Origin of the sequence: Kribbella capetownensis (genome assembly GCF_004331485.1) — a bacterium.
GTDB lineage: Bacteria > Actinomycetota > Actinomycetes > Propionibacteriales > Kribbellaceae > Kribbella > Kribbella capetownensis.
In genome coordinates this window covers 61699-84070 of record NZ_SJKD01000014.1, presented here as the reverse complement: position 1 = coordinate 84070, position 22372 = coordinate 61699, and the positions used below count along the sequence as shown (strand labels likewise).

21 protein-coding genes are annotated in these 22372 nt (G+C 69.1%); 6 read left to right on the top strand and 15 right to left on the bottom strand.

Annotated features, from left to right (window positions below; genetic code table 11):
• The first annotated feature begins 52 nt into the window (after positions 1 to 52).
• Positions 53 to 469, top strand: a complete 417-nt coding sequence (locus E0H75_RS39780; protein WP_202873398.1) for a Rid family hydrolase — start codon at positions 53 to 55, stop codon at positions 467 to 469.
• Here the strand turns inward: E0H75_RS39780 and E0H75_RS39775 are convergent.
• Positions 447 to 1025 carry a GNAT family N-acetyltransferase gene (locus tag E0H75_RS39775; RefSeq protein ID WP_131518910.1) on the bottom strand — a complete coding sequence of 193 codons (579 nt, stop codon included), beginning with the start codon at positions 1023 to 1025 and terminating at the stop codon, positions 447 to 449. The two genes, E0H75_RS39780 and E0H75_RS39775, sit on opposite strands and share 23 nt — an antisense overlap.
• Before the next feature lie 232 nt (positions 1026 to 1257).
• Here E0H75_RS39775 and groL point away from each other — a divergent pair, with 232 nt between their 5' ends.
• Positions 1258 to 2883 (top strand): chaperonin GroEL, encoded by a 1626-nt coding sequence (gene groL / locus E0H75_RS39770; protein WP_131518909.1) that lies wholly within the window; start codon positions 1258 to 1260, stop codon positions 2881 to 2883.
• Between the two features lie 77 nt (positions 2884 to 2960).
• Here the strand turns inward: groL and E0H75_RS39765 are convergent, their stop codons facing one another.
• Together E0H75_RS39765 and E0H75_RS39760 are read right to left on the bottom strand one after the other, a co-directional pair.
• Positions 2961 to 3944: a glycoside hydrolase family 6 protein gene (locus E0H75_RS39765; RefSeq protein WP_131518908.1), complete on the bottom strand. Its 984-nt coding sequence runs from the start codon at positions 3942 to 3944 to the stop codon at positions 2961 to 2963.
• 72 nt (positions 3945 to 4016) lie between these two features.
• The gene (locus E0H75_RS39760) at positions 4017 to 4427 is read right to left on the bottom strand and encodes a guanyl-specific ribonuclease (RefSeq protein ID WP_131518907.1); all 411 of its coding nucleotides are present in this window, start codon (positions 4425 to 4427) and stop codon (positions 4017 to 4019) included.
• A 214-nt stretch (positions 4428 to 4641) separates the two neighbouring features.
• Between E0H75_RS39760 and E0H75_RS39755 the strand changes: the two genes are divergently transcribed.
• Both E0H75_RS39755 and E0H75_RS39750 read left to right on the top strand, forming a co-directional pair.
• Positions 4642 to 5574 (top strand): GNAT family N-acetyltransferase, encoded by a 933-nt coding sequence (locus E0H75_RS39755; protein WP_131518906.1) that lies wholly within the window; start codon positions 4642 to 4644, stop codon positions 5572 to 5574.
• A gap of 122 nt (positions 5575 to 5696) precedes the next feature.
• Positions 5697 to 6152, top strand: coding sequence for a hypothetical protein (locus E0H75_RS39750; RefSeq protein ID WP_131518905.1), 456 nt, complete (start codon positions 5697 to 5699; stop codon positions 6150 to 6152).
• Here E0H75_RS39750 and E0H75_RS39745 read toward each other — a convergent pair.
• Positions 6149 to 6652, bottom strand: coding sequence for a GNAT family N-acetyltransferase (locus tag E0H75_RS39745; RefSeq protein WP_131518904.1), 504 nt, complete (start codon positions 6650 to 6652; stop codon positions 6149 to 6151). The two genes, E0H75_RS39750 and E0H75_RS39745, sit on opposite strands and share 4 nt — an antisense overlap.
• Before the next feature lie 16 nt (positions 6653 to 6668).
• Positions 6669 to 7865, bottom strand: coding sequence for an epoxide hydrolase family protein (locus E0H75_RS39740; RefSeq protein WP_131518903.1), 1197 nt, complete (start codon positions 7863 to 7865; stop codon positions 6669 to 6671).
• Between the two features lie 508 nt (positions 7866 to 8373).
• Here E0H75_RS39740 and E0H75_RS39735 point away from each other — a divergent pair.
• Both E0H75_RS39735 and E0H75_RS39730 read left to right on the top strand, forming a co-directional pair.
• Complete coding sequence (locus E0H75_RS39735; protein ID WP_131518902.1) at positions 8374 to 9063, top strand: Crp/Fnr family transcriptional regulator; 690 nt, start codon at positions 8374 to 8376, stop codon at positions 9061 to 9063.
• Positions 8975 to 9844, top strand: coding sequence for an NADP-dependent oxidoreductase (locus E0H75_RS39730; protein ID WP_131518901.1), 870 nt, complete (start codon positions 8975 to 8977; stop codon positions 9842 to 9844). The genes E0H75_RS39735 and E0H75_RS39730 overlap by 89 nt, the downstream gene beginning before the upstream one ends.
• Positions 9845 to 10056: 212 nt before the next feature.
• Here the strand turns inward: E0H75_RS39730 and E0H75_RS39725 are convergent, their stop codons facing one another.
• From E0H75_RS39725 to E0H75_RS39680, 10 genes are read right to left on the bottom strand one after another with little or no spacing between them, the layout of a single operon-like run.
• A complete protein-coding gene (locus E0H75_RS39725; RefSeq protein ID WP_131518900.1) occupies positions 10057 to 10791 on the bottom strand; it encodes an FHA domain-containing protein in 735 nt (244 codons plus the stop codon).
• A complete protein-coding gene (locus E0H75_RS39720; RefSeq protein ID WP_131518899.1) occupies positions 10788 to 12065 on the bottom strand; it encodes a vWA domain-containing protein in 1278 nt (425 codons plus the stop codon). Before E0H75_RS39720 ends, E0H75_RS39725 begins: the two co-directional genes overlap by 4 nt.
• A 20-nt stretch (positions 12066 to 12085) precedes the next feature.
• Positions 12086 to 13144: a PP2C family protein-serine/threonine phosphatase gene (locus tag E0H75_RS39715; RefSeq protein ID WP_238163546.1), complete on the bottom strand. Its 1059-nt coding sequence runs from the start codon at positions 13142 to 13144 to the stop codon at positions 12086 to 12088.
• Positions 13141 to 15522: a serine/threonine-protein kinase gene (locus E0H75_RS39710; RefSeq protein ID WP_131518897.1), complete on the bottom strand. Its 2382-nt coding sequence runs from the start codon at positions 15520 to 15522 to the stop codon at positions 13141 to 13143. The genes E0H75_RS39715 and E0H75_RS39710 overlap by 4 nt, the downstream gene beginning before the upstream one ends.
• Entirely contained in the window at positions 15519 to 16643 is a 1125-nt protein-coding gene (locus E0H75_RS39705) for a hypothetical protein (RefSeq protein ID WP_131518896.1), read from the bottom strand. The genes E0H75_RS39710 and E0H75_RS39705 overlap by 4 nt, the downstream gene beginning before the upstream one ends.
• Positions 16640 to 17632, bottom strand: a complete 993-nt coding sequence (locus E0H75_RS39700; RefSeq protein WP_131518895.1) for a glutamate ABC transporter substrate-binding protein — start codon at positions 17630 to 17632, stop codon at positions 16640 to 16642. The genes E0H75_RS39705 and E0H75_RS39700 overlap by 4 nt, the downstream gene beginning before the upstream one ends.
• On the bottom strand, positions 17629 to 18969 hold the full coding sequence (locus E0H75_RS39695; protein WP_131518894.1) for a hypothetical protein: 1341 nt from the start codon (positions 18967 to 18969) through the stop codon (positions 17629 to 17631). The genes E0H75_RS39700 and E0H75_RS39695 overlap by 4 nt, the downstream gene beginning before the upstream one ends.
• The gene (locus E0H75_RS39690; protein ID WP_131518893.1) at positions 18966 to 20399 is read right to left on the bottom strand and encodes an AAA family ATPase; all 1434 of its coding nucleotides are present in this window, start codon (positions 20397 to 20399) and stop codon (positions 18966 to 18968) included. The genes E0H75_RS39695 and E0H75_RS39690 overlap by 4 nt, the downstream gene beginning before the upstream one ends.
• On the bottom strand, positions 20396 to 20989 hold the full coding sequence (locus tag E0H75_RS39685) for a hypothetical protein (protein WP_131518892.1): 594 nt from the start codon (positions 20987 to 20989) through the stop codon (positions 20396 to 20398). The genes E0H75_RS39690 and E0H75_RS39685 overlap by 4 nt, the downstream gene beginning before the upstream one ends.
• Before the next feature lie 30 nt (positions 20990 to 21019).
• Positions 21020 to 22291: a toxic anion resistance protein gene (locus tag E0H75_RS39680; RefSeq protein ID WP_131518891.1), complete on the bottom strand. Its 1272-nt coding sequence runs from the start codon at positions 22289 to 22291 to the stop codon at positions 21020 to 21022.
• Positions 22292 to 22372 lie beyond the last annotated feature (81 nt).

Below are 22372 nucleotides of genomic sequence, written 5' to 3'. Positions count from 1 at the left end.
CCACTCCCTAGGTTGATTGAATCTTAATCTTCGTCCCCCGGGGGAGTGCATCGTGAGCGAGAACTTCGGAGTGCCGTGGGAGAGCGCCTATGGCTACGTCCAGGCGATCAGGTCCGGCGACGCCATCTATATCTCCGGCCAACTGGCCAACAAGGGCGCTGAGCTCGTCGCACCGGCTCCGGTTGACGAGTCGGGCGCGGTGACCGACTACTCCGGTATGGGCGACCAGATGCGGCAGACCTACGTCAACGCTCAGGAGTTGCTGGGCCGCTACGGTGCCTCGCTGGACAACGTGGTCGAGGAGGTCCTCTACGTACTCGACGTGGACGCGGCCTTCGCCGTCGCCGGACCGGTTCGCAAGGAGGCCTACGGGCGCGAGGACCCGCAGGTGGCGAGCACACTCGTCGGCGTCACCCGGCTGGCGTTCCCGGAGCAGCTCCTCGAGATCAAGCTCGTCGCGAAGGTCTGAGCGTTCTGCGGACCAGGATCCACTGCGGGCTGGTGCGGCTGACCTCGCTGAAGCCGGCGTCCAGGAAGACGGACAGCGGGCCGCGGTACAGGTCGGCTGACGGGGTGCGGCCGGCCAGTGTGGTGTCGACCGCGCAGCCCTCCACGGACGGAGCGCCGTACTCGCGTGCCATGGCGACGGCGCCGGCTGCCAGTTCACCCGCAACGCCCCTGCGGCGCTTCCCGACCGGTACGACGAAGCAGGTGATCACCCACGAGTCGGGGTGGTCCGTGCGCCAGTGGGGTGAGGCCAGGACTCGTGGGTACGACGTACGTGGGGCGACCGCACACCAGCCGATCGGCGTGTCGCCGTCGTACGCAAGGACGCCGGGCGGTCGCTCACCGTGACACACCTGGGTGCGCAGTGCCTCGCGATTCTCATCCGGGGTGGCGTCGGACCAGGCGCGGCCGCGGAGGCGGAAGTATTGGCACAGGCAACGTGACGGATCGCCGCGCTCACCCATCACCGTCGAGACGTCCCGCCACGAGTCCGGGCCCGCCGGTCGCACCTCCGCCATGGGCTCACCGTAGCGGGGGCTGGCTTGCACTCGTTTGGGGCGAGTGCTAATACTTGGTTAGCACTCCATGGGTGAGAGTGATAAGGCTCGTGCCCACGGAGTGGGACAGAAGACGGCCTCGATGAGGTGCTGGGACTGTGGCGGGACGTGACCGCCGCGCTGCCGGCGCCGTCCGTCGCGGGCATCCGGCCGGCTGAACCACCAAGACTCGACGCGGGAGGACTCGCGGAGAATGCCCAAGCTGATTTCTTTCAATGAAGAGGCGCGCCGCGGCCTCGAGCGGGGTATGAACACCCTCGCCGACGCCGTCAAGGTGACGCTTGGCCCGAAGGGCCGCAACGTCGTCCTGGAGAAGAAGTGGGGCGCCCCCACGATCACCAACGACGGTGTCTCCATCGCCAAGGAGATCGAGCTCGAGGACCCGTACGAGAAGATCGGGGCCGAGCTCGTCAAGGAAGTTGCCAAGAAGACCGACGACGTCGCGGGTGACGGCACCACTACCGCCACCGTGCTGGCTCAGGCTCTCGTCCGCGAGGGTCTGCGCAACGTCGCCGCCGGCGCCAACCCGATGGGCCTGAAGAAGGGCATCGAGAAGGCGACCGAGGCGGTCAGCGAGCAGCTGCTCAAGCTGGCCAAGGACGTCGAGACCCGCGAGCAGATCGCGTCGACCGCGTCCATCTCGGCTGCTGACAACCAGGTCGGCCAGATCATCGCCGAGGCGATGGACAAGGTCGGCAAGGAAGGCGTCATCACCGTCGAGGAGAGCAACACCTTCGGCCTCGAGCTCGAGCTCACCGAGGGCATGCGCTTCGACAAGGGCTACATCTCGCCGTACTTCGTGACTGACACGGAGCGGATGGAAGCGGTCCTGGACGACCCGTACATCCTGATCGTCAACAGCAAGATCTCGAGCATCAAGGACCTGGTCCCGGTGCTGGAGAAGGTCATGCAGACCGGCAAGGCGCTGGCGATCATCGCCGAGGACATCGAGGGCGAGGCCCTGGCCACCCTGGTCGTCAACAAGATCAAGGGCACCTTCAAGGCCGTCTCCGTCAAGGCGCCGGGCTTCGGTGACCGCCGCAAGGCCATGCTGGTCGACATCGCCGTCCTCACCGGCGGCGAGGTGATCTCCGAGGAGGTCGGCCTCAAGCTCGACTCCGTCGACCTGGAGCTGCTCGGCCAGGCCCGCAAGATCGTCGTCACCAAGGACGAGACGACCATCGTCGAGGGCGAGGGTGACGCCGACCAGATCTCCGGCCGGGTGAACCAGATCCGCGCCGAGATCGAGAAATCGGACTCCGACTACGACCGCGAGAAGCTGCAGGAGCGGCTGGCCAAGCTGGCCGGTGGCGTTGCGGTGATCAAGGTCGGCGCGGCCACCGAGGTCGAGCTGAAGGAGCGCAAGCACCGCATCGAGGATGCCGTTCGCAACGCGAAGGCGGCCGTCGAGGAGGGCATCGTCGCCGGTGGTGGCGTGGCTCTGCTGCAGGCGTCCGTGGCGGCGTTCGAGAAGCTGGAGCTCGAGGGTGACGAGGCGACCGGAGCGCAGATCGTGCGCCAGGCGGTCGAGGCCCCGCTGAAGCAGATCGCGATCAACGCCGGCCTCGAGGGCGGCGTCGTGGTGGAGAAGGTCCGCAACCTCCCGACCGGACACGGCCTGAACGCCGCGACCGGCGAGTACGTCGACCTGATCGCGACCGGCATCATCGACCCGGCCAAGGTGACTCGCTCGGCGCTGCAGAACGCGGCGTCGATCGCGGCCCTGTTCCTCACCACCGAGGCCGTCATCGCCGACAAGCCGGAGAAGGCCGCGGCCGCTCCGGGTGGCGCGCCCGACATGGGCGGCATGGACTTCTGAGGTAGGAAGTTCGGCAGCACAGCAGTTTGTAATCCAGGCGGTCCCGGGCCTTGCGGTCCGGGGCCGCTTGCTGTTGTTCAGGTGCCGGCGATGAGGTGGGTGGCGAGGATGGGGGAGAAGGTGCCGAGGGGGATGGTTGGGGCGAGACCGCAGAGGCCGTCGGAGGTGCCAGGCGGGGTGAGCCAGAGCAGCAGGTCGGCGGGTGTGCCGGTCGTGGGCGCGGCTTGGTCGGGCGCGGCGCCTACCTGCGTTGGGGCGCCCAGCTTTCGGCCGGTGGGGTTGCACCAGGCGCCGTTGGAGCCGTTGCCGTTGCGGCTGGTGTCGATGACGAACTCACCGGCGCCGCCGAGCGCCGCCTTGATCGCGGTGCCCCTCGCCGCCGACTCGTCGGTGGTGTAGTAGTTCGAGACGTTCAGCGCGAAGCCGCGGAGTTTGCCGATGTCGACCAGCCGCAGCCGCCGCGCCATCTCCTTGGTGTCGAGCGTGGTCGCCGTACCGGCGTCCAGGTAGGCCCAGGTGTTCGGGTTCCTCGTCGCGAACTGGTTGGCGGCGTACTTGAGCAGCGCGATCCGCGCCGGTCGGTCCTTCCTCGGCAGACAGTCGAGCCGTGCCAGCGCATCCGGCTCGATCACCACGATCGCCGGGCGGGCACCGATCCCGTCGGAGAACTGGCTGATCCAGGTCCGGTACGCCGAAGGTGACTCAGCACCGCCACTCCAGCGACCACCGCAGTCGCGGCCCGGGATGTTGCCCGCGACAAGCACCGGCAGCTTGTCCACCTTGTCGGCGGCTGCGGTGTACGCCGTCACGGCCTGCTTGACGTCGCCGCTCGTACGACCGAACCACCGCGCACCCGCCTGATCCGCGATCTTGGTCTTGATCTCGGTCGCCCCCGGGTGCCGCCGTACATAGCGGGCCGCGCTGGAGTCCGGATCGACGTAGAAACCGCTGGTCAGCTTCAGTGGGTTGCCGGTCGCGACGGCCAACCCGGGTGCGGGCCGGCCGCCGGCGACCAGTCCGACGGCGAGCAGACCGATCACGACCGTGCGCAGGGTCGACATCGAGGATGAGTCCTTCCGTCAGGGGCGGGATGGTTACTCAACGTGTCGACGACAGTACCGTCGGAGGTGGGACTAGCTCTCCTCGTCGACCTCGCAGAACGACGCGTAGTGGTCGGCGGTGTAGTAGACGTGCGCGGGGTCGGTGGTTGCGCCGCCGCCGATCAGCCGGCGCGCGCCGCGGTCAGGGGAGCCGGGCGTCTTCACGGTGTACTCGTGGTAGTAGCCGGTCGACTCGTCCGGCAGGATGCCCTCCCGGTTCTGGAACACGGTGCCGTCCTGGGAATACGGGAACGGCCCACCGGAGTGGATGAGTTCGAGCGTGTCGGAAGCCTGCGAAGGCAACGAACTGAGCGCACAGTCCGGAATGGCTGCCACGGACTGCGTGGAGACGGCGTACGACGGGGAGGCTGCCGGTTCGGCGTACGCCGTGGAGCCGAGGGTGGTCGCGGTGAGGAGCGTGAGGGCGGCGATGAGGGTTCTCATGCCCGGAGGCTTCCCTGCTCAGGCAACCGCAGTACATCCCAACTGTGAATAACAGTTGGACTATGACCCCGTCCAGGCTCTAGTCTCTGGCCCGGCGAGAGTAGATTCCGGAGCGGAAGGAGCGACCGATGAACACACCGACTTGTTTCCCGGCGCGACCGATCCGCTCGCACAACTCGCACTGAGCGGAAGCGCGCCTCCTGCTGGAGGATTCGTGACCATCCGCACCATCGTCGAGGCCGACCTCGACACCATCCGCACTCTGATTGAGCAGAAGTCCGTCAACACCGTGACGGCCGAGCGCTACAGCGACTACGTTGCCGAAGGCATGTATCGCGACGACTGGACCTGGGTCGTCGAGGAGGACGGCAAGATCCAGGCGCTCGTCATCTGGTGGGGCGCGCCTGACGAGGACCACCCGTTCAGCATCGACGGCCTGTACTACGCGGGCGACGGCGACCCGGTGCCGGTCTGGACGGCGCTGATCGAGCAAGGCCTGAAGGCGCGGCCGGCCGATGCCGAGCCGCCGGAGTACCACTTCTTCCTGGACAGCGACTGGCAGGACCAGCCTGACGTCGTCGCCGCGCTCGAGCCCCGCTCGCGTGCGGTCGCCGCGCTCGGGCTGACGCAGATCACCGACCGGCTGCGGTACGAGTGGAAGCCGGAGTACGGCCTGCCCGTGCGGTCCACCCGGCTGCGGTTCGAACCGGCCGACGACGAGGCGTTCATCCAGGTGTTCGCCCGCGTCAGCGAGGGCAGCCTGGATGCCGCGACCGCGCGGGAGATCGCGCGGCTCGGGGTCGAGGGTGCGGCCCGCGACGACCTCGCCGTGTACAAGTCGATGCCGGGCGACCGGAGTTGGTGGCGGCTCGCGTACGACGCCGACGGCAAGCTGATCGGGTTCGCGATCCCGTCGGCCAACGCCGGCGGTCCTGTTGTCGGCTACCTGGGTGTGGTGCCCGAGCACCGCGGGCACGGGTACATCGATGACTTGCTTGCCGAGATCACCGATCTGCTGGCCGAGACCGGTGCGGAACACATCCGCGCGGACACCGACTTCGGCAACGTCCCGATGGCCAAGAGCTTCGAACGCTTGGGATATCGGAACTTCGCGGTCCGCAGAGTGCTGTCTTTCCCGGAGGTCTGAGCACTGCTCCTCGGCGTTCCCAACTGGGTGCGCCGAGGGGCAGACGGCCGTCGTTCCGACCCCTATGCTCCGTGACATGTCAGAGAGCTCCGGTGCCTGCCCGGAGCCGGGGAGGCCCGGCGATGCGTGACATCGCGCTCATCCTGCACGTCGTCGCGGGAGTCGTGGCCGTGGTGTTCGGCCCGCTCGCGATCGTGCTCACGTTGCGGCGGCACGGGCTGACCTGGGCCGGCGAGGTCTACCACTGGGCGATCGCGCTGGTCTGCCTGACCGCGCTCGTGCTGGTGCCGTACGACTGGTCGCAATTGTGGGTGTTCTGGCCGCTCTCGGTCGCGACGTACCTGTTCGTGTACCTCGGCCAGCGGGCCGCCGAAGCACCCGGCGGTCTGTGGTACCGCGGGGTGCTGCGTGGGTACGGCGGGGGCTGGATCGCCTTGTGGACAGCGATTGTGGTGGTCAGCCTGCCGCATCAGGCCTGGTCCTGGGCGATCCCGATCGTGGTCGGCTCCGCCGTCATCGAATGGCTCTGTTTCAAGCCGTCACCAGGCTGGACCCACGAACCCCAACCCGGCAACTAAGCCCGCTTGTAGAGGTTGCGGACATCGCCGTACACCGGTGCCTGCTTCCAGAAGGTGAACCCGAGCTTCAGGCAGACCTTCTGCGAGGGAAGGTTGTCCGGGGCGATGATCGCGAGCAACTCCTGAGTCCGATCGGCCTTGGCCAGTAGAGCCTGGCTGGCCTCGGTCGCATACCCGAGACCTCTGCGCTCCGGCACCAGCCGGTATCCCCATTCCAGCCAGGTCTCGCCCTCGAGGTCGATGTAGTCGACACCGGTGTATCCCACGATGTCGCCAGAGGACCGCTCGACCACCGGTTGCTTGCCGAACGGGACGGTCTGGCAGATGGCAACCATGTGGTCGAAGCGGTCATTGGCTTCCGGCTCGGTGAGCACGGCTGGATAGAACACCATGAACTCGTCGCTGCAGAAGAGTTCGACGAACCGAGCGCGGTCGGCCTCCCGGGGCGGGCGTACCGTCAAGCGCGCGGTGGTGACGACATCCAGATCCGACTCGGTCACGCATCCTCCAACTGGCTCAGCGAAGCGGTTTGAAGAAGGATTGCAGGTCGGCGGTCAGGAGGTCGGGGACTTCCATCGCGGCGAAGTGGCCGCCGCGCTCGTACTCGTTCCAGTGCTCGATCCTGCCGGCCGGGTCCGCCAGGCTGCGGATCGCGCTCTCGGCACCGAACACCGCGACCCCGGTCGGAGGCCCGGTGACCTCGTGGCCGCCCCAGCCTTCCGAGTCACCTTGTGCTTGCTGCGCGACCATCGCCTTCCAGGCCCGCATGCCGTCGTACACCGCGTGTGCCGTCGATGCGCCGGAACCGGTGAACCAGTACAGGCTGATGTTGGTCAGCAACTGATCCCGGTCGACCGCGTCGGTCGGCAGTGGGTGGATCGGGTCGGTCCACTCAGCGAACTTCTCCACGATCCAGGCGAGCTGCCCGATCGGCGAGTCGTTCAGCGAGTACGCCAGCGTCTGCGGACGCGTCGACTGCAGCACCAGGTAACCGAACCCCTCGTCCAGCATCGTGTTGAACCGCTCCGCCCGCGCCCGGTCGGACTCCGACAACCCGTCCAACGGCAGCGGTTCACCGAACGGCGTACCGGCTGTCACTCCAGCCAGGTGTACGCCGACCACGTGTGCCGGATCCACCATCGCCAGCATCCCCGCGACACCCGATCCGGCATCCGTGCCATGGGCGGCGTACCGCTCGTACCCGAGCAGGCTCATCAGCTCGGCCCACATCTGCGCCACCCCGAACAGGTTGAACCCACCGGGTCCGAGGGGAGTTGAGAACCCGTAGCCAGGCAGCGACGGTACGACGACGTGGAACGCGTCAGCCGGATCCCCGCCGTACGCCGCCGGATCGGTCAACCGGCCGATCATCTGCTGGAACTCAACCGGCGACCCCGGCCACCCGTGGGTCAGAATCAGCGGCAACGCATCCGGCGACGCGGACCGCTGATGGAAGAAGTGAATCCGCTGACCGTTGATCTCGGTCATGAACTGCGGAATCTCGTTCAGCGCAGCCTCAGCGGCGCGCCAGTCGTAGTCGTTGGCCCAGTACTCGGCGAGCTCCCTCAGGTAGCCGACAGGAACCCCGCGGCTCCAGTCGTCCACCGGCGGCGTGGCCGGCCAGCGCGCGTTGGTCAGCCGCGCCTTGAGGTCGTCCACCTCCGCCTGCGAAATCTCGATCCGGAAGGGCCTGAGGTCCGTGTTCGTCGTCATACCCACACGCTACGAACCATTGCGGCGAGTTCCCTTCCGCAATAGGAAGGTCTTCTTGAAGAGGTGTTAGCCCAACACGTCCGCTACGCGTGCTCGCGACCGCTTGCTCGCGCCGGGCTCCTGCGTCGCCCGGCTTTCGACTGCCCCGTGGAGTCGCACACCCGCAGAAACTCAGCACGCCCGGCGTCAGCCGCTCAGCAGCGTTCGCAGCAATCGAAAGCCTCGGTGCAGCTGATGTCATTCGGCCCGTGGGGGATCAGCGGCGCTATCGGATGTTCGAGGCACCACGAGTGTTCGAGGTGCTCACCGACTACGAGCGCGTTGCGGCGACCGAGTCAGGTGACACGCGCGGCGAACGACCGAAGAGACCGGTGCCGTACCGTCGGCTTCCGCACAAAGCCTGAGAGGTTTGGAGGGCCTTCACCTCACCTCGCCTCGGTCCTCGCTTCCGCCGTTCGCGTCGTCCTTCGGGTTGTCGACTGCGGCGGGTGGATGGTGTTGTGAAGGCATGAGTGAATTCGAGCGCTTCCTGGCTCAGCTCCCCGCGGCCGAGGCGGCTCGTGGGCGCGACGTGTTTCGGCCCGCGCGGGTCGAGCGCGGTGAGCTGATGGTCCGGGCCGGCGATCGGCCCGATCGGGTCGGATTCGTTGAGCGTGGACTGTTCCGGCTGTACGCCACCGACCCGGCCGGGACCGAGCGGACGATGGGATTCCGCGCCGAGGGCGAGCTTGTCTGTGCGTACAGCGCAGCACTGCGCAAGGAGGCCTCGCAGCTCACGATCGAGGCGCTCGAACCGGCCGAACTCATGGTCGCCCCGCGGTCCGGGTACGACGCGATGGTCGCCGCGAATCCGGGCTGGCAGCGGCTCGTCGCCCGGCTGACCGAAGAGCTCTACCTTCGCGTCGAACAACGGCAGAGCGAGCTCCTGCTGACCGACGCGACCGCGCGGTACCGGCAGTTCCTCGCCGACCACGGCGCACTCGCGAACCGTTTGACCCAGCGCCAGATCGCGTCGTACGTCGGTGTCACACCTGAGGCGCTGAGCCGGATCCGGGGGCGATTGATCTCGATCAACGACGACCGACCCGAGACTGCCTACGGTCGGGAACATGACGACGATGCGCGTGATGGCAACCGATCGAGTCGGCCCCGGAGCGGCCCTGCGACCGCACACCCTGCCGGTGAGGCGACCGGCTGACGGCGAGGTCCTGATCAAGGTCATGGCCGCGGCGGTCAACCAGGCCGACCTGGGCATGGTGGCCGGGAACTACCGCTGGTACGACGAACTCCGGCTGCCGCTCGTCCCCGGGTACGACGTGGCCGGTGTGGTCGAGGCGGGCGACTGGGAGATCGGGGCTGCGGTGATCGCGAGCACCGGTCATTCTCGGACGCAGGTCGGTGGCTATGCGGAGTACGTGACGCTCCCGGCGGGACACCTGGCTGCGGCGCCGGCGAACCTCGACTGGGTCGAGGCCGCCACACTGCCGCTGGCCGCACTCACCGCCCACCAGGCGCTCGACCTCCTCGATCTGGACGCCGGGCAGACGCTCGTAGTCAACGGAGCACGTGGTGCGGTCGGCCGGTTCGCGGCTGAGCTAGCCGTCGCCCGGGGAATCAGCGTCCTCACGCCGGACAGGACGACCACGCCCGCACCCGCCTCGGTTGACGCCGCCCTCGACGTCGTCGGAGGTCCGAGGGCACGTGCGGCGTTCGCCGCGGTCCGCGACGGCGGCAGGTATGTCACGGCTGTCCCGGAGTTCTGGGTCCCTGGCGGTCAGTTCACCGCTGAGCGTGGCATCGAGCCCACGATCGTCCGCGCCGAGCCCGACGGCCGGCGCCTGGATGAGATCGTGCGCGCCGCCGAGGCCGGCCAGATCACCACGACCGTAGCCAAGACCTTCGCCCTTACTGAGGCCGCCGACGCCCTTGAACTGCTGAGAGCGGGAGGCGTCCGCGGCAAGCTGGTTCTGGTCCCCTGACCTCTGCGGACCACCTCCCGATCAATGGTGTGGACCGCCCGCGATCCGCGGTGGGCTGAGGGCTCACGGCTGGCGTGTCCACCGGGGCAGTCGACAAGCCGGACGACGGAGGAGTCCGGCGCAAGCATGGAAGAAGGTAACGGGTGGGAGCGGTTGCGAGCACGCGACGATAGGAGCGCGCGTGGCGGCCGCGTCGGGGCTGAACCCAAACCTCAGGCCTGGCCGGCGCGTTCTTCCGGGGTGGATTTGCGTACGACGAGGCGAGTCCAGGCGCCGACGTACACGCGGTCGTCCGGGTTCAGTTCGCGCCGCTGCCCAGGCGAGATCGGGTCCTCGGGAAGTGGTCCGGACGCGGGCCCGACGTAGGTCCCGTTGGAGGACTGCAAATCCTCGACCCACCAGCGCTGACCGTCAGTCGTCAGCTGGGCCTGCCGTCGGCTGACCCCGGTGTCGTCTCCGCAGTCGACCTCGGGCGTGATGCCGCGGCTGCGGGATGGGCGGCCGACCAGCACGCTCTTGTCGTTCAGCGGGATCACGACCGGCAGGCCGGGTGACGGACATGGGTCGTCGCTCTGCTGTACGGCGTACCAGTCCGGATCGACCCACCGCTCGACGACCCATTCAGCGACCTCGGCAGGCGCTGGGGGCATCGGCGGCACCGGCGCACCGGGCGCCGACAGGTCGAGCGAGGACGCGGCCCGCGGCATGGTGCCGGTGGTGAAGTCGTAGCCGCAGCTCTCGCAGAACAAGGCGTCCGTGGCAGCCGGCTCCGAGCAGTTCGGGCACGTCTGAGCCGTCGGCGCGGGGGCAGGCGAAGGCGCAGCTACGGCCGGCGCCGGCACAGAGGCTGCGGCCGGGGTCGCCGCGGTGCCGATCGGCAGGCCGCAGACGTCGCAGTAGTCGGTCGAGGTGGACGGGTGTCCGCTCGGACAGTTGACCGTGCTCATTTCTTCACCCGGGTGGTCTTGGTGGAGGCCGTATCGAGGGCCATCTCGTCGGCCTTCTCGACGGTCCGCTTCAGCCGCACGGTACCCGCCTCCTGGTCGTCGATGTCGACCACCTTGCGCAGCCGGGTGGTCGCTTCCTCGTTGCCGGTCTGCGCGGCCAGCTGGACTGCCCGGCCGAGCTTGGTGGTCGCGGTCTCGGTGTCGCCGGCGGCCTTCGCGGCCAGGCCTTCCTGGATCGCGTCGGCCAGCTCGGTCTGCCCGGTGTAGTGCGCGACCTCGGGACTGATGCGCGTGGTGAGCGCCTCGTCCGCGGACCACAGCGCCTTGACCAGGCCCTGTGCGACCACGTCGGCGCCGAGGACCAGCTGCACCCGAGCGGCCAACTGCTCCTGGCCGATCCCCTTCGCAGCGAGCCGGATCGCCACGTGGTAGTCACGTGACTCGTCACCCCACGAGCCGGTCGGATACGAGCCGGTCAGCGGATTGATCGCCGTACGACGGGATGTCAGGTCCTCAACCGTCGGCGCGACCTGCCGGACGAACAGCACCTCGGCACCCTGCGGAGCCCAGACCCGGAGGTCGGCCTGCGCGACACCACGGCTCATCGCGTTCCGGATCAGCTTGGAGAACTCGGCCGCCAGCTGGTCCGGCGCCGGGATGATGTCGACGGTGCCGAGCAGCGCTTGAGCGATCCGCCGTACCTCGTCGACCTGCCAGGCCACGCCGACACCGCGGGTGTCGCACTGGAACTGGCCGGTGACCGCCTTGATGGTCTCGGTCAGTACCTCGGGCGTCTCGTGCTGGTTCTCGCCGTCGGTGAGCAGGATCGCGTGCTTCTGGGTCAGCGACGGCACGGTCGCGAACACCCGCGACGCCAGCCGCAGCCAGGTGCCCATCGCGGTCCCACCGTCGGCATAGAACCGGGCCACGGCGTCCTTGGCCGCCTGCCGGGTGAACTGGTCCATCTTCACCATCACCGGCTCCGGCGAGGGCGGGAACGCCAGCTGCGCGCGGTCGTTGCCGGAGATGACCGCGAACCAGACGCCGTCGAGGATCTGGTCGAGCGCGGTCTGCGCGGCGACTCCGGCGGCCCGAACGCCGTCGGCGCCCATCGAGCCGGACGTGTCGACGATGATGATCTCGCCGGCGTCACCGCTGCCGGACTGCCCGGCCGCACCGGCGCCGCTGCAGTTCACCGTGACGATCGCGTGTACGTCGGTCCCGCCGTCGGGCAGGAACTCGTTCTGGTAGACGGTGGCGGAGAACTCAGCCATCTCGGCGTCCTTTCCTGAAGCTAGAGCCGCGCCAGCGCGACGGTGATGTTGTCCTGACCGCCCTGGGCGTTGGCCCAGTCGACCAGGGCGGACGCGGTGGCCAGCGGCTCGCCACCGTGCGCCGCAGCGGTCTGACGTACGAGGTCGGCCAGCGGTGCCGCCTCGGAGCAGTAGTTCCACAACCCGTCTGAGCAGACCAGGATCCAGCCCGGTCCGGCCGGGCGGAGCGTGGTGGTCCGGGGTGTGTGGTCCGGTGCGTCCTTGCCGAGCCAGCGCGTGATCGCGTGCGCGTGCGGACCGGACTCCGCCTCGGCGCGGGGGATGCCGGTCGCGATCAACTCCGCGGCCCACGAGTCGTCCACGGTCAGTGCGACCGCTTCGTCCTCGTCCGGGAACCAGTAGGCGCGGCTGTCGCCGACCGCACCAGCCACCAGCAGACCGTCCTCCAGAACGGCGGCCACGAACGTGCACGACGCAGGGTTCGGACTGTCCGGACTCGTGTTGTCCAGTACGGCGTCATTGGCCGCATCGGCAGCCGCCTTCAGCCTGGCCACGATCGCGTTGCTGTGCGACGACTCGGTGCCGATGCCCTGGGCATGCCCGGCCACCAGCACCTCGCGGGCGGCACGTGCTGCGGCCAGACTGGCGACGTCCGAGTCGAGTGACGAGCTCACACCGTCACAGACGACCAGGAGTGCCCGACTGCCCGGCTCCGCGTCGGCCGCGATGGCCAGCGCATCCTCGTTGCGGCTGTGCCGGATGCCGCGGTCGCATACGCCGGCCACCCACGGTGCGGGGTGCTCGTCGAAGTGGTCGCGCGGCTTGCTCGCCTTCGTACCGCAGGTCTCGCAGTAACCCTCTGCCCCGATCGCACCACCACAGGACCGGCACGGACCGACCGGTTCCGCCGCAGGGTCGGTGCTGATCTCGACCGTGGGCTCGGTGTCGGTGTCCAACGCGGGACTGGCGGGGGCGGCGGCCGTCGGGTTGAGCTCGGCGCCACAGGCCTCGCAGAAGCGATCGGCCTCGGACACCTGCCCGCCACAGTTGGGGCAGACCGTCTGGGTCGTACTCGTCATCGCAACGTCCATCCTCGAACCTCGTTGGCCTGGTCGACCAGGGCGATCCGTTCCGGCCGGCTCTCGGCCTGGTCGGCCAGTTGCCGGTAGGTGGCCTCGAGCCCGTCCCGCAGGGCCGGCTCGGTCGCCTCCCGTCCGTCGATCCGCAGCCCTTCCTGCGGACCGGACTGCTGGACCTCGGCCAGCGCGGTCCGGAACACGTCCGCGGCCAGGTTGGCCCGGTCGACCGGGTCGATGGTCAGCGCGTCGATGCTGTCCATCGCCTGAGCGAGCGCGGGCAGGCCACGCCCCGATCCTGCCAGCAGACCGGCTCGCTGGCGACGAGCCCGCACGTACTCGCCGCTGGTTCGTGGCACCAGGTCGAGCGCGGCCAGGGCTCCGTCGAGGTCGTTCCGCTGCGTGCGGATGGCCGCCAGACCGAAGGCCGAGGGGGCGATGTAGTTGGCGTCCGTGCGGGCGCAGGTGAGGTAGAGGCCCTCGGCAACGTCGTACTCGCCGCTCTGTTCGCAGGCGATCGCCAGTGCCAGCTTCGGCCCGAGCTCACCCGGCACCTGGCCGTAAACGGCGTTGAAAGCCGACTGCGCGCCGGGCGAGTCGCCGCGGGCAAGAGCGACCAGGCCGGCCATCCAGACCGCCCGCCACTCCCACGGGTCCTCGGCGAGCAGGTCGGACACCGCGGTGTCGACCATGTCGTACCGTTCCTCGCCCACCTCGAGCGCGGCCGCTGCGATCTCCAGCAGGATCTGCGCCGACGACTCCGGCGCGTCCACCAGCAGTTCGAGCCGCTTGCCGGCGTCCGGAACGCTCACGGTCTTCAGCCAGCCGGCCATCTTGTCGCTGTCGTCCGGCGCCAGCGAAGGCAGCTGCTGCCAAGGCTCGGCGGCATCTCCCAGCCCTGCCGACTTGTCACCAGGCGTGCCGAACAGCAACGACGACGCCGAGTGCTGCGCGGCCTTGACGCCTTGCTTGTCCGCGACAACCTCTCGCAGTACGCCGAGCAGCTGCACGCGGAACTCGTCGGCCGATTGGAACCGGTCCGCCGGGTCCTTCGCGCACGCCTTGGCCAGCAGCCGGTACACCGAGTCGTACTTCTGGAACAGCGGTACGTCGTTCACCGGCGGCAGCGAATCGACGTACCGCGACTGGTAGCCGCGGAACTCCATCGCCAGCACGCACAGCGTCCGGCCGAGCGTGTAGATGTCGGACGCGACCGACGGCCCGACCTCGGCCACCTCGGGAGCCTGGAAGCCGACCGTGCCGTAGATCGCCGAGTCGAGGTCGTCGATCCGCCGGACCCCGCCGAGGTCGATCAGCTTGACCGCGTCGCCGACCTGGATGATGTTGTCCGGCTTGAAGTCGCAGTACAGCAGCTCGAGGTCGTGCAGGTACGAGAACGCGGGCAGGATCTCCAGGATGTACGCGATTGCCTGGTCGATCGGCAGCGCGTCGTACTGCCCGCGGTTCGCGGCCATCCGTTGCTTGAGCAACGTCTTCAGCGAGGTGCCGCCGACGTACTCCATCACGATGTAGCCGGCACCGTCGTGGGTGACGAAGTTGTAGATCTCGACGATCAGCGGGTGCTCGACGCGGGCCAGGAACTGCTGCTCGGCGATCGCGGCGGCGACCGCGTCCGGGTCCTCGGAGTTGAGCAGGCCTTTCAGCACCACCCACCGGTCGGACACGTTCTTGTCCCGGGCCAGATAGATCCAGCCGAAGCCGCCGTGCGCCAGGCAGCCGGCCACCTGGTACTGGCCGCCGACCAGGTCACCGGCGTGCAGCTTCGGCGAGAACGAGAACTTGCTCCGGCACTTCGGGCAGAAGCCCTCGGTCCGGCCGGGCTGGTCGCCGCGGGCGCGGCCCACCTCATGGCCGCAGCTCGGGCAGTTCCGGCGGTCCTCGGGGACCATCGGGTTGACCAGGATCGCTTTGCTGGCGTCGATCGCGGGGATCGACGGTACATGGGTCAGGCCGGCGCCGAGTCGTGCTCCGCGCAGCCGTGTGGACGACGTACCCAGTTTGCGGGTCAGCTTCGAGCCGGCCGCGCCCGCTCGAGCCGAGCCGAGTGGGGTTGATGCGAGCCGGTTGGAGGCGCGCGAAACCGTTGAAGGGGTGCTGATCGGGTCCGGCAGGTCCGGCGCGGTCACGCTGGGAGCTCCGACAACAGCGGACGGGCTGACCGCACCAGAGGGTGCCGGTGAGCCACAGACATCGCAGTAGCCGTCCACATACGTGCCGGTGCAGCCGGGCTGTGTGCAGGCGCCGGTCGACGGGCTCACACTGGTCGCCGCTGCAGCAGCGGGCGAGCCGCACACGTCGCAGTACCCGTCCTGGATGCTCCCGGTGCAGCCGGGCTGCGTACAGGCGATGGTCGTGGTCATTTCGTCCCTCCTGTGGCTTCCAGGTAGGCCTGGTAAGCCGTCACCAGTGCACCCAGCCGGGCCAGCTCCACCGGTTCCGACTCGATCACCGCACGGCCGCGCCGGTACAGCTCGGCGAGATCTTCATTGCCTGGGGCAACACTCGCCGCCTTCACCTGGTACGCGTCCAGCCGGGCGGCCAACTCGTCCCGCCGTTCCAGTACGGCGCCGTACGCCGCCTGTGCCTGCCCGAGCGCCCGTCGTACGGCGTCCAGCCGGGTCAGGTACTTCTCCAGCTCGGACGGAGTGTTCGGCACCGGTCCGAGCGCAGTCACATCAGGTACGGCGAGACGCGGCGCCGGTGTGACCGCGGCAACCGCCTTGTCGGCGAGACTGCGCACCGCCTGACCCTGTGCCTCCAGCTCGCTGCGCAGCGAGCGTGCGCGCGCGACGTCGGCCGCGCGCTCCTTGCGGGTCGCGGCGCCGACGATGAGGTCTCGCTCGCTCCGGGCCAGGTCGATCTCCAGCGGACCGATCAGCCCGCCGATGTCCGCGCCGCGCTTGTTCCGGTCGGCCAGGTCTGTCACCCGGCGATCGAGGTCGTGGTGCTCCGCGATCGCTGCGTTGCGGGTGCCGGCCGGCTCGAGCTTCACGAGGTCGTTGATCCGCTCGACCTGGGCGCGCAGTTGCCGCAGCCGGGCAGCCAGGTCGGCGTCGCCCGGCTCCAGCGCGAGCTTGGCTCGCAGGCTCGACGCCAGCGCGTCCGACAACTTGCATGCCTCGGGCAACGAAACCGCGAGCGATCCACCGGCGCCGCCGGTGTCCAGACCGCCCCAGATCAACGTGCTGATCCGCTCGGTCTCCTTCGTCCCGACCCGGCCCGAGTCCCAGGTGATCAGGATCAGCTCGTACCGATCCGACACCGCCTTCCAGACCGCCATCGCGAGTACGACGTCCGCGCTCAGCGCGTCGGACTCGGGGGAGTGCAGGGCGGCCTGGTCGAGCTCGTCCAGCTCGGCCTTCCGCCGGTCGCGCCACGTCCCCAGCGCGTCGAGGAACGAGAGTAGCTCCGTCGCCGGAACGCTGCTCCCCATCTTCCCCGGCGGTGCCGGCGCCGAGGCAGTCGGCGTACGAACGGTCATGACGACAGGCCCTGGGTCCGGCCGTAGATCGGTGCCGGCGGATTCGTCTTGCCCAGCTTGCCGAGCCACTTGGTGTACGACGCCTGCCAGCGGCCGTCGGCCTTCATGTCCGCGAGCGCCTTGTTCACCAGGCGCACGAACTCGGGATGGTTCTTCTGGAAGCCGAGGCCGTACGGCTCGTCGCTGAACCGCTCCGGGAGAATCTTGGCGTACGGGTCCTGTGCCGCATCGCCGGCCAGCACCGTGTCGTCGCCGGAGATCCCGGCCGCCTTGCCCTGCTGGAACAGAACCAGACAGCCGGTGTCGGAGTCGGCGGTGACCGGCTTGACCGCCGGGTTCTTGCGCTTCAGGTTGTCCAGGCTGGTCGACCCCGCCGGCGCGCAGATCGTCTGACCGGACAGATCGGCGACGCCCTTCGCCGTCGAGTCGGACTGCACCAGCGTCTTCTGGCCGGAGCGGTAGTACTCGGCGGAGAAGGCGATCTGATCCCAGCGGGCACAGTTGATGGTCATGTTCCGGGCGACGATGTCGACCGAACCGTCCATCAGCAACGGGATCCGCTGCGGGCTGGAGATCACCCGCAGTTCGACCTTGTGCGGCTGGCCTGGTGCCGGTGCGCCGAAGATCGCGTCCGCGACCATGTTGATCATGTCGATGTCGAAGCCCTCGATCCGGCCGGTGATCGGGTTCCGCGAGCCGAGGTTGAGGCTGTCCGCGGAGACTCCGGCGATCAGGCGGCCGCGGTTCTGGATCTTCTCCAGGATCGTCCCGGCCGGCATCTGGCTTCCGGGTGCCGGCACGTTGGCGTCCGGTGCATACGACGCCAAGGGGTCCTGGCCGTCTGCGCACGGCTTGGCGGGCGCCGGCGGTGCCGCGGTGGTTACTTTCGGGGCCGGCTTGGCGGGGATCTGGGTGGCTTCGTAGTTGCCTGAGCCGCAGGCGGTCAGGAGCAGAGCGGCCACGACCACGACCGGGGTGAGTTTCTTCATCGGTACTCCTCCAGTCGCTGCGACATGCCCCAGGCGACGAGCAACGCCGCCGCGATGCCGATCGGCAGGCCGAGCCAGCCGATCGGCGGCAGACCGTTGCGGGAGTCGGAGAGATTGGACGTGACCGCCGCGCTGGTGTTCGTCAGTTGGTCGGCCGAGGTCTGGTCGAAGGCCTGGAACGTCTTGACCGAGTTCGCCGGGTCCTTCGAGGTCCCGATGGCGAGGTCCACGGCGCTGTCCCACTGACCGGCCCCGTCCCGCTTCCGGACCTCGGCGTGGACGGTCCGGTAGGCGTCCCAGTCGGTGCGGATGCTGTCGGCCGCCGTACCCGAGAGCTTGCTCAGTTGCTCCTCGACCCGGCCGGCCGCGGCCTGGTACGCCTTGTCGAAGGCATCACCCGAGCCGCGGGCGATCAGCGTGAGGCTCTCGTTCGATCGGGCGTCGTACGCCGCGATCCGGGCCCGGGACATCGCCAGGGTGTCGGCGTACGCATCGGCCTCCGTGTCGGAGGCGTCGCCGGCCGCGGAGGACAGGGCGACGCTGCCGACGATCACAGTCACCAGGACGAGGAGAGCACCGGCCGCGATCGGCACGTTGATGTAGCGATGCGTACGCCGGGCCAGCCAGCGGAGGGCGAAGGCGAAGACGAGGAGCGTGAGGACGCCGGCCACGAGGACCCAGATGGTGCCGTCGCTGACGGCGCCGAACTCGTCGGCGGTCCGGTCCTCGTTGGCCTGGACCAGCGCCTGAACCAGCGGGAGCGAGTCGTTCTGCAGGACCGCGTTGGCGTCCCTCAAGTACTGCGATCCGATCGGGAGACCCTGGCGGTTGTTCGCCCGTGCCTGCTCGATCAGGCCCTGGTACGTCAGCAGCGTCTTGTTGAGCGCGCCGAGCGCCTCCTGATCCGCGGGTTGCGCGGTGGCAGCCTCGGCGATCAGGCCCGCGGCCGACGCCATCGAGTCGACGAAGTGCTGGCGCTGCGCCGGCGGCTCGAGACCGCCGACCAGGAAGGCGTTCGTCGCGTCGGCGTTGGCGCTGACCAGGTTGGTGTGGATCTCCTGGATCCGGACGAGTTGGGCGGCGTTCTCCTCGGCGCGCGTCAGGGCACCGTCGGACTGACGGAACCCCTGCGCGGCGCACAGGCCGAAGACGACGCTCATGGCCGCGGCCAGGATCAGGATGGCCCGCATCCGGCCGGGTGTGCCGTCGAACCACCGGGCGATCGCGTTCCGCCGGCTCGCGGTCTGGGAGGCGGGCGGCTGCACAGCCGGCGTACCGGGCTGCTGGGCCGGCGGCGACCAGGTCGCGGGCTGCGGCGCACTCTGTGTCTGGGTCACGCCTCATCTCCTTGCTCGTCCTGCTCGACCTGCTCAGGTACGTCGGTGTGATCCTCGGCTTCGTCGCTGAGGTCCTCCGCCTTGTCGCTGAGGTCCGCGGCTTCGTCGCTGAGGTCCTCGGCGAGGATCTGACGCAGTTGGTCCTTGGTAGGTGCCGTCACGTCGCGCAGCCGCCAGGCATGCCGGCCGATCGCTGCCTCCAGCGCGTTCCGGGCGAACCGCCCGTTGCCGAACGACCGGTCCCGCGGCGTGCCGGCCAGGATCTCCCGGAACCGCTCGAGTGCCTCCGGCACCAACTCGTAGTCGGCGCCCTCCGTCAGCCCGGTCAGGATGTCGGTCAGCTCGTCGTCGCTGTAGTCGTCGAACGCGATCGTGGTCCGGAAGCGGCTGGCCAAGCCGGGGTTGGCGGCGATGAAGGTCTCCATCGGCTCGGGGTATCCGGCAACGATCACGACCAGGTCGTCGCGCCGGTCCTCCATCTCCTTGACCAGCGTGTCGACCGCCTCACGCCCGTACTGATCGGCGCCGGTGTCTCCCGCGGTGAGGCTGTACGCCTCGTCGATGAAGAGCACTCCGCCGGCCGCGGACGCGACCACTTCGGCTGTCTTCGTCGCGGTCTGGCCCAGGTACCCGGCGACGAGCTCGGACCGGTCGACCTCGACCAGTTGCCCCTTCGACAACAGGCCGAGCGCCTTGTAGATCCCGCTCACCAGCCGCGCGACCGTAGTCTTGCCCGTGCCAGGGTTGCCAACGAACACCAGATGCCGCGTGATGGTCGGACTCTTCAGCCCAGCCTCGGTCCGCAGCTTCTCAACCCGCAGTACGGCGACCTGCCGGTGCACCTCCCGCTTGACCCGCTCCAGACCGGTCAAGTCGTCCAGCTCAGCCAGCAGCTCTTCCACCGTCTTCGCCGGCTCGGCCTCCACAGCCGGCTGCGTCGTCGTCTGCGCAGCTGCCTGTGCTTGGCCCGCGGCGGGTGAGGCCAGATTGCCGGTCGGGGGCATGGTCGGCGTCGTGCCTACTTGCAGCGGGCGAGCACCTGCCGCCTGCAGCTGTGCCGCCGCCGCGACCGAGGCGTTGCCCACGACCCGCATCGTCGGCTCGCCCAGCGTGCATGCCGCCGATGCCACCTCCGCGAGTGCCTCCGCGTAGGCGACCTTCTCTGCCGAGCCGTCGGCGATCAGCTCGCTCAGCGCGCCGGTCGGTGCGCCGCGCCACCGGCGGCCGCGGACGGCGGCGTCGAAGAAGTCCTGCGTCGTCGCGCCCTCGACCACCTTGCTCCAGTCGGCCGGTGCGCCCGGCGCCGACTCGGCCAGCGCGGCCGCGAGCGACAGCGCCTCGGAGCGGGCGCGGTCCTCGGCGACACCGGCCCGGCCGGCCACGACCAGCAGCTCGGTCAGCGCCTCGCGGAGTCCCCCCTCGCCGCTCATGCCTCTCCTCGTCCGGGTGGTGGTTGTAGTGGTCCGGTGATGTCGGGTGGCGGGGTCGAGGCCGTCGGACCGAGGGCCAGGCCTCCGCCGGTGGAGCCGGTGCCGAACTTCTCCTGCAGGAACCGGCCGTGGGCGATCAGCGCCGCCGCGTCGGCCCGGTTCACCGCGTCGAACACCTTGTCCATCGTTGCGCCCAGGAGGTCCAACTGGTCGATCAGGATCATCAGCGAGGTCTTGCCCCGGTCCACCGGCCGCGTGTCCGCCCACTGCCGTGGCAGCCGCAGGTAGCCGCCGATCGCCTCCGGCAGATAGTCCGTCGCGGTCGCCATCACCGAGTACGCCTGGGCGCTCCCGCCGAGGTTCCCCAGCCGCGGGATCGTCTCCCGCACCACCCGGACCACTCGCCCGACCCGCGACGCGACCACGGCCGGTACGGCGCCGTCCGCGACCAGCTGCTCGACGCGGACCAGCGCCGCCAGCAGGTCGTCGTTCGTCGGCGCGCGGGGGGTCGGGGCAGGCTCGGGCTCCTGCTTGCGGCCGGTCAGCCGCGCCAAGCCACTCAGTCTTGAGAACAGGGCACCGAGCGCCATGCAGTCCCCTCGCTAGCCGGCGTCCGCGACTCAGCGACCGAGGTCGAGGTCGAGGCTGCCGTGAACGACTCGCTGGTCCTGCTGGGCGACCCGCTCCAGGTAGCTGCGGGACTTGGTCACCTCGGTCTCCAGCGTTCCGATGGTGGCCGCCATGTTGTCCAGCGCCTCCACCTTGAACGTGTCGATCGCGTCCATGGTCGCGTAGATGTTCGCGAACGCGGCCTGCAGTTGCGGCAGCCCGATCGTCGCCGACGCGGCCTGCTGCTGGATCGCGACCGAGTTGTCCTTCATCATCTGCGAGGTGCGCTCGATCATGTTGCTGGTGGTCGTGTTCAGCGCACTGATCTGGTCCAGCACCAGCTTCTGGTTGCTCAGGGCCTGCGCCACGATGACCGCCGTACGCAGCGCGGAGACCGTGGTGGTCGACGCGCGGTCGACGCCCTTGATCAGCTCGATGTTGTTCTTGATCACGATGTCGATGGCCAGATAGTTCTGGATCGACACGGCCAGCTGGGTGAGTAGGTCCTGGTGCTTCTGCCGGACGTAGAACAGCACGTCCTCGCGGAACGCCTTCGCCTTGTCCGGGTTGGTCGCCTCCAGTTCGGCGATGGCCGCGGACAGCCTGGAGTCGAGCCGCTCGGCGACGTACGCGTACTGGTTCAGCCGGGTCATCGCGTCCCAGAGTTGCTGCTTCTCCAGGTTCAGCGCGGCGTTGTCCTTGCCGAGCTCGTCCTGGCCGTTGCGCAGCGCGTGCAGGATGCCCTCGAGGTGGCTCTGCGCGCTCTGGTACTTGCGGAAGTAGTCCTCGATCTTGTCGCCGAACGGGATCATCCCGAGCAGCTTCTTCGGCCCGGTCGCTTCCTTCGGGTCCAGGTCCTCGACCGTACGGCGCAGTTCGAGCAGCGTCTTGCCGACGGTCGAACCCTCGGACAGGCCGCCCTCCTGCAGCGCCCGCACCGGCGACTTGAGCAGCCGGTTGGAGCTGTCGGCGGCGGCGCGGATGTCGACGTCGCCCATGCTGCGGACGTCACTGGCCTTGGCCGCGAACTCCGGCGAGCGCGGCTCGGCCGACATCAGCGCGGTCAGGAAGGTGTCCACCTTGGCGTCGAGGCCGGGCAGGGCGGCAGCGTCAACCGCGGGCGCCAGGCTCGGTGCGGCGGTCGCGGCAACCGGCTGTGACGGCGGCGGCGCGGTCAGTATCAGCCCCGGCGCGGTCGCGGTCGGCGGCTGCAGCGGCGACATCGCCGGCTGTGCGGCGGCCGCGGCTGCCGGCGTACCTGGTGTGTTGTCGGCTTCGGTCATCGTCGTTCCCCTCCGGTGGCCTCCGCGCGGCGTCCCCGTCACCCGCGCGCACTGTCACCTCCGTGACGCGCACACAATCTA

Bases quoted from the DNA above. Each gene is read 5' to 3' on its own strand.
- E0H75_RS39775 (WP_131518910.1), bottom strand. From the start codon at position 1,025: ATGGCGGAGGTGCGACCGGCGGGCCCGGACTCGTGGCGGGACGTCTCG.
- groL (WP_131518909.1), top strand. From the start codon at position 1,258: ATGCCCAAGCTGATTTCTTTCAATGAAGAGGCGCGCCGCGGCCTCGAG.
- E0H75_RS39765 (WP_131518908.1), bottom strand. From the start codon at position 3,944: ATGTCGACCCTGCGCACGGTCGTGATCGGTCTGCTCGCCGTCGGACTG.
- E0H75_RS39760 (WP_131518907.1), bottom strand. From the start codon at position 4,427: ATGAGAACCCTCATCGCCGCCCTCACGCTCCTCACCGCGACCACCCTC.
- E0H75_RS39750 (WP_131518905.1), top strand. From the start codon at position 5,697: ATGCGTGACATCGCGCTCATCCTGCACGTCGTCGCGGGAGTCGTGGCC.
- E0H75_RS39740 (WP_131518903.1), bottom strand. From the start codon at position 7,865: ATGACGACGAACACGGACCTCAGGCCCTTCCGGATCGAGATTTCGCAG.
- E0H75_RS39735 (WP_131518902.1), top strand. From the start codon at position 8,374: ATGAGTGAATTCGAGCGCTTCCTGGCTCAGCTCCCCGCGGCCGAGGCG.
- E0H75_RS39730 (WP_131518901.1), top strand. From the start codon at position 8,975: ATGACGACGATGCGCGTGATGGCAACCGATCGAGTCGGCCCCGGAGCG.
- E0H75_RS39725 (WP_131518900.1), bottom strand. From the start codon at position 10,791: ATGAGCACGGTCAACTGTCCGAGCGGACACCCGTCCACCTCGACCGAC.
- E0H75_RS39720 (WP_131518899.1), bottom strand. From the start codon at position 12,065: ATGGCTGAGTTCTCCGCCACCGTCTACCAGAACGAGTTCCTGCCCGAC.
- E0H75_RS39715 (WP_238163546.1), bottom strand. From the start codon at position 13,144: ATGACGAGTACGACCCAGACGGTCTGCCCCAACTGTGGCGGGCAGGTG.
- E0H75_RS39710 (WP_131518897.1), bottom strand. From the start codon at position 15,522: ATGACCACGACCATCGCCTGTACGCAGCCCGGCTGCACCGGGAGCATC.
- E0H75_RS39705 (WP_131518896.1), bottom strand. From the start codon at position 16,643: ATGACCGTTCGTACGCCGACTGCCTCGGCGCCGGCACCGCCGGGGAAG.
- E0H75_RS39700 (WP_131518895.1), bottom strand. From the start codon at position 17,632: ATGAAGAAACTCACCCCGGTCGTGGTCGTGGCCGCTCTGCTCCTGACC.
- E0H75_RS39690 (WP_131518893.1), bottom strand. From the start codon at position 20,399: ATGAGCGGCGAGGGGGGACTCCGCGAGGCGCTGACCGAGCTGCTGGTC.
- E0H75_RS39685 (WP_131518892.1), bottom strand. From the start codon at position 20,989: ATGGCGCTCGGTGCCCTGTTCTCAAGACTGAGTGGCTTGGCGCGGCTG.
- E0H75_RS39680 (WP_131518891.1), bottom strand. From the start codon at position 22,291: ATGACCGAAGCCGACAACACACCAGGTACGCCGGCAGCCGCGGCCGCC.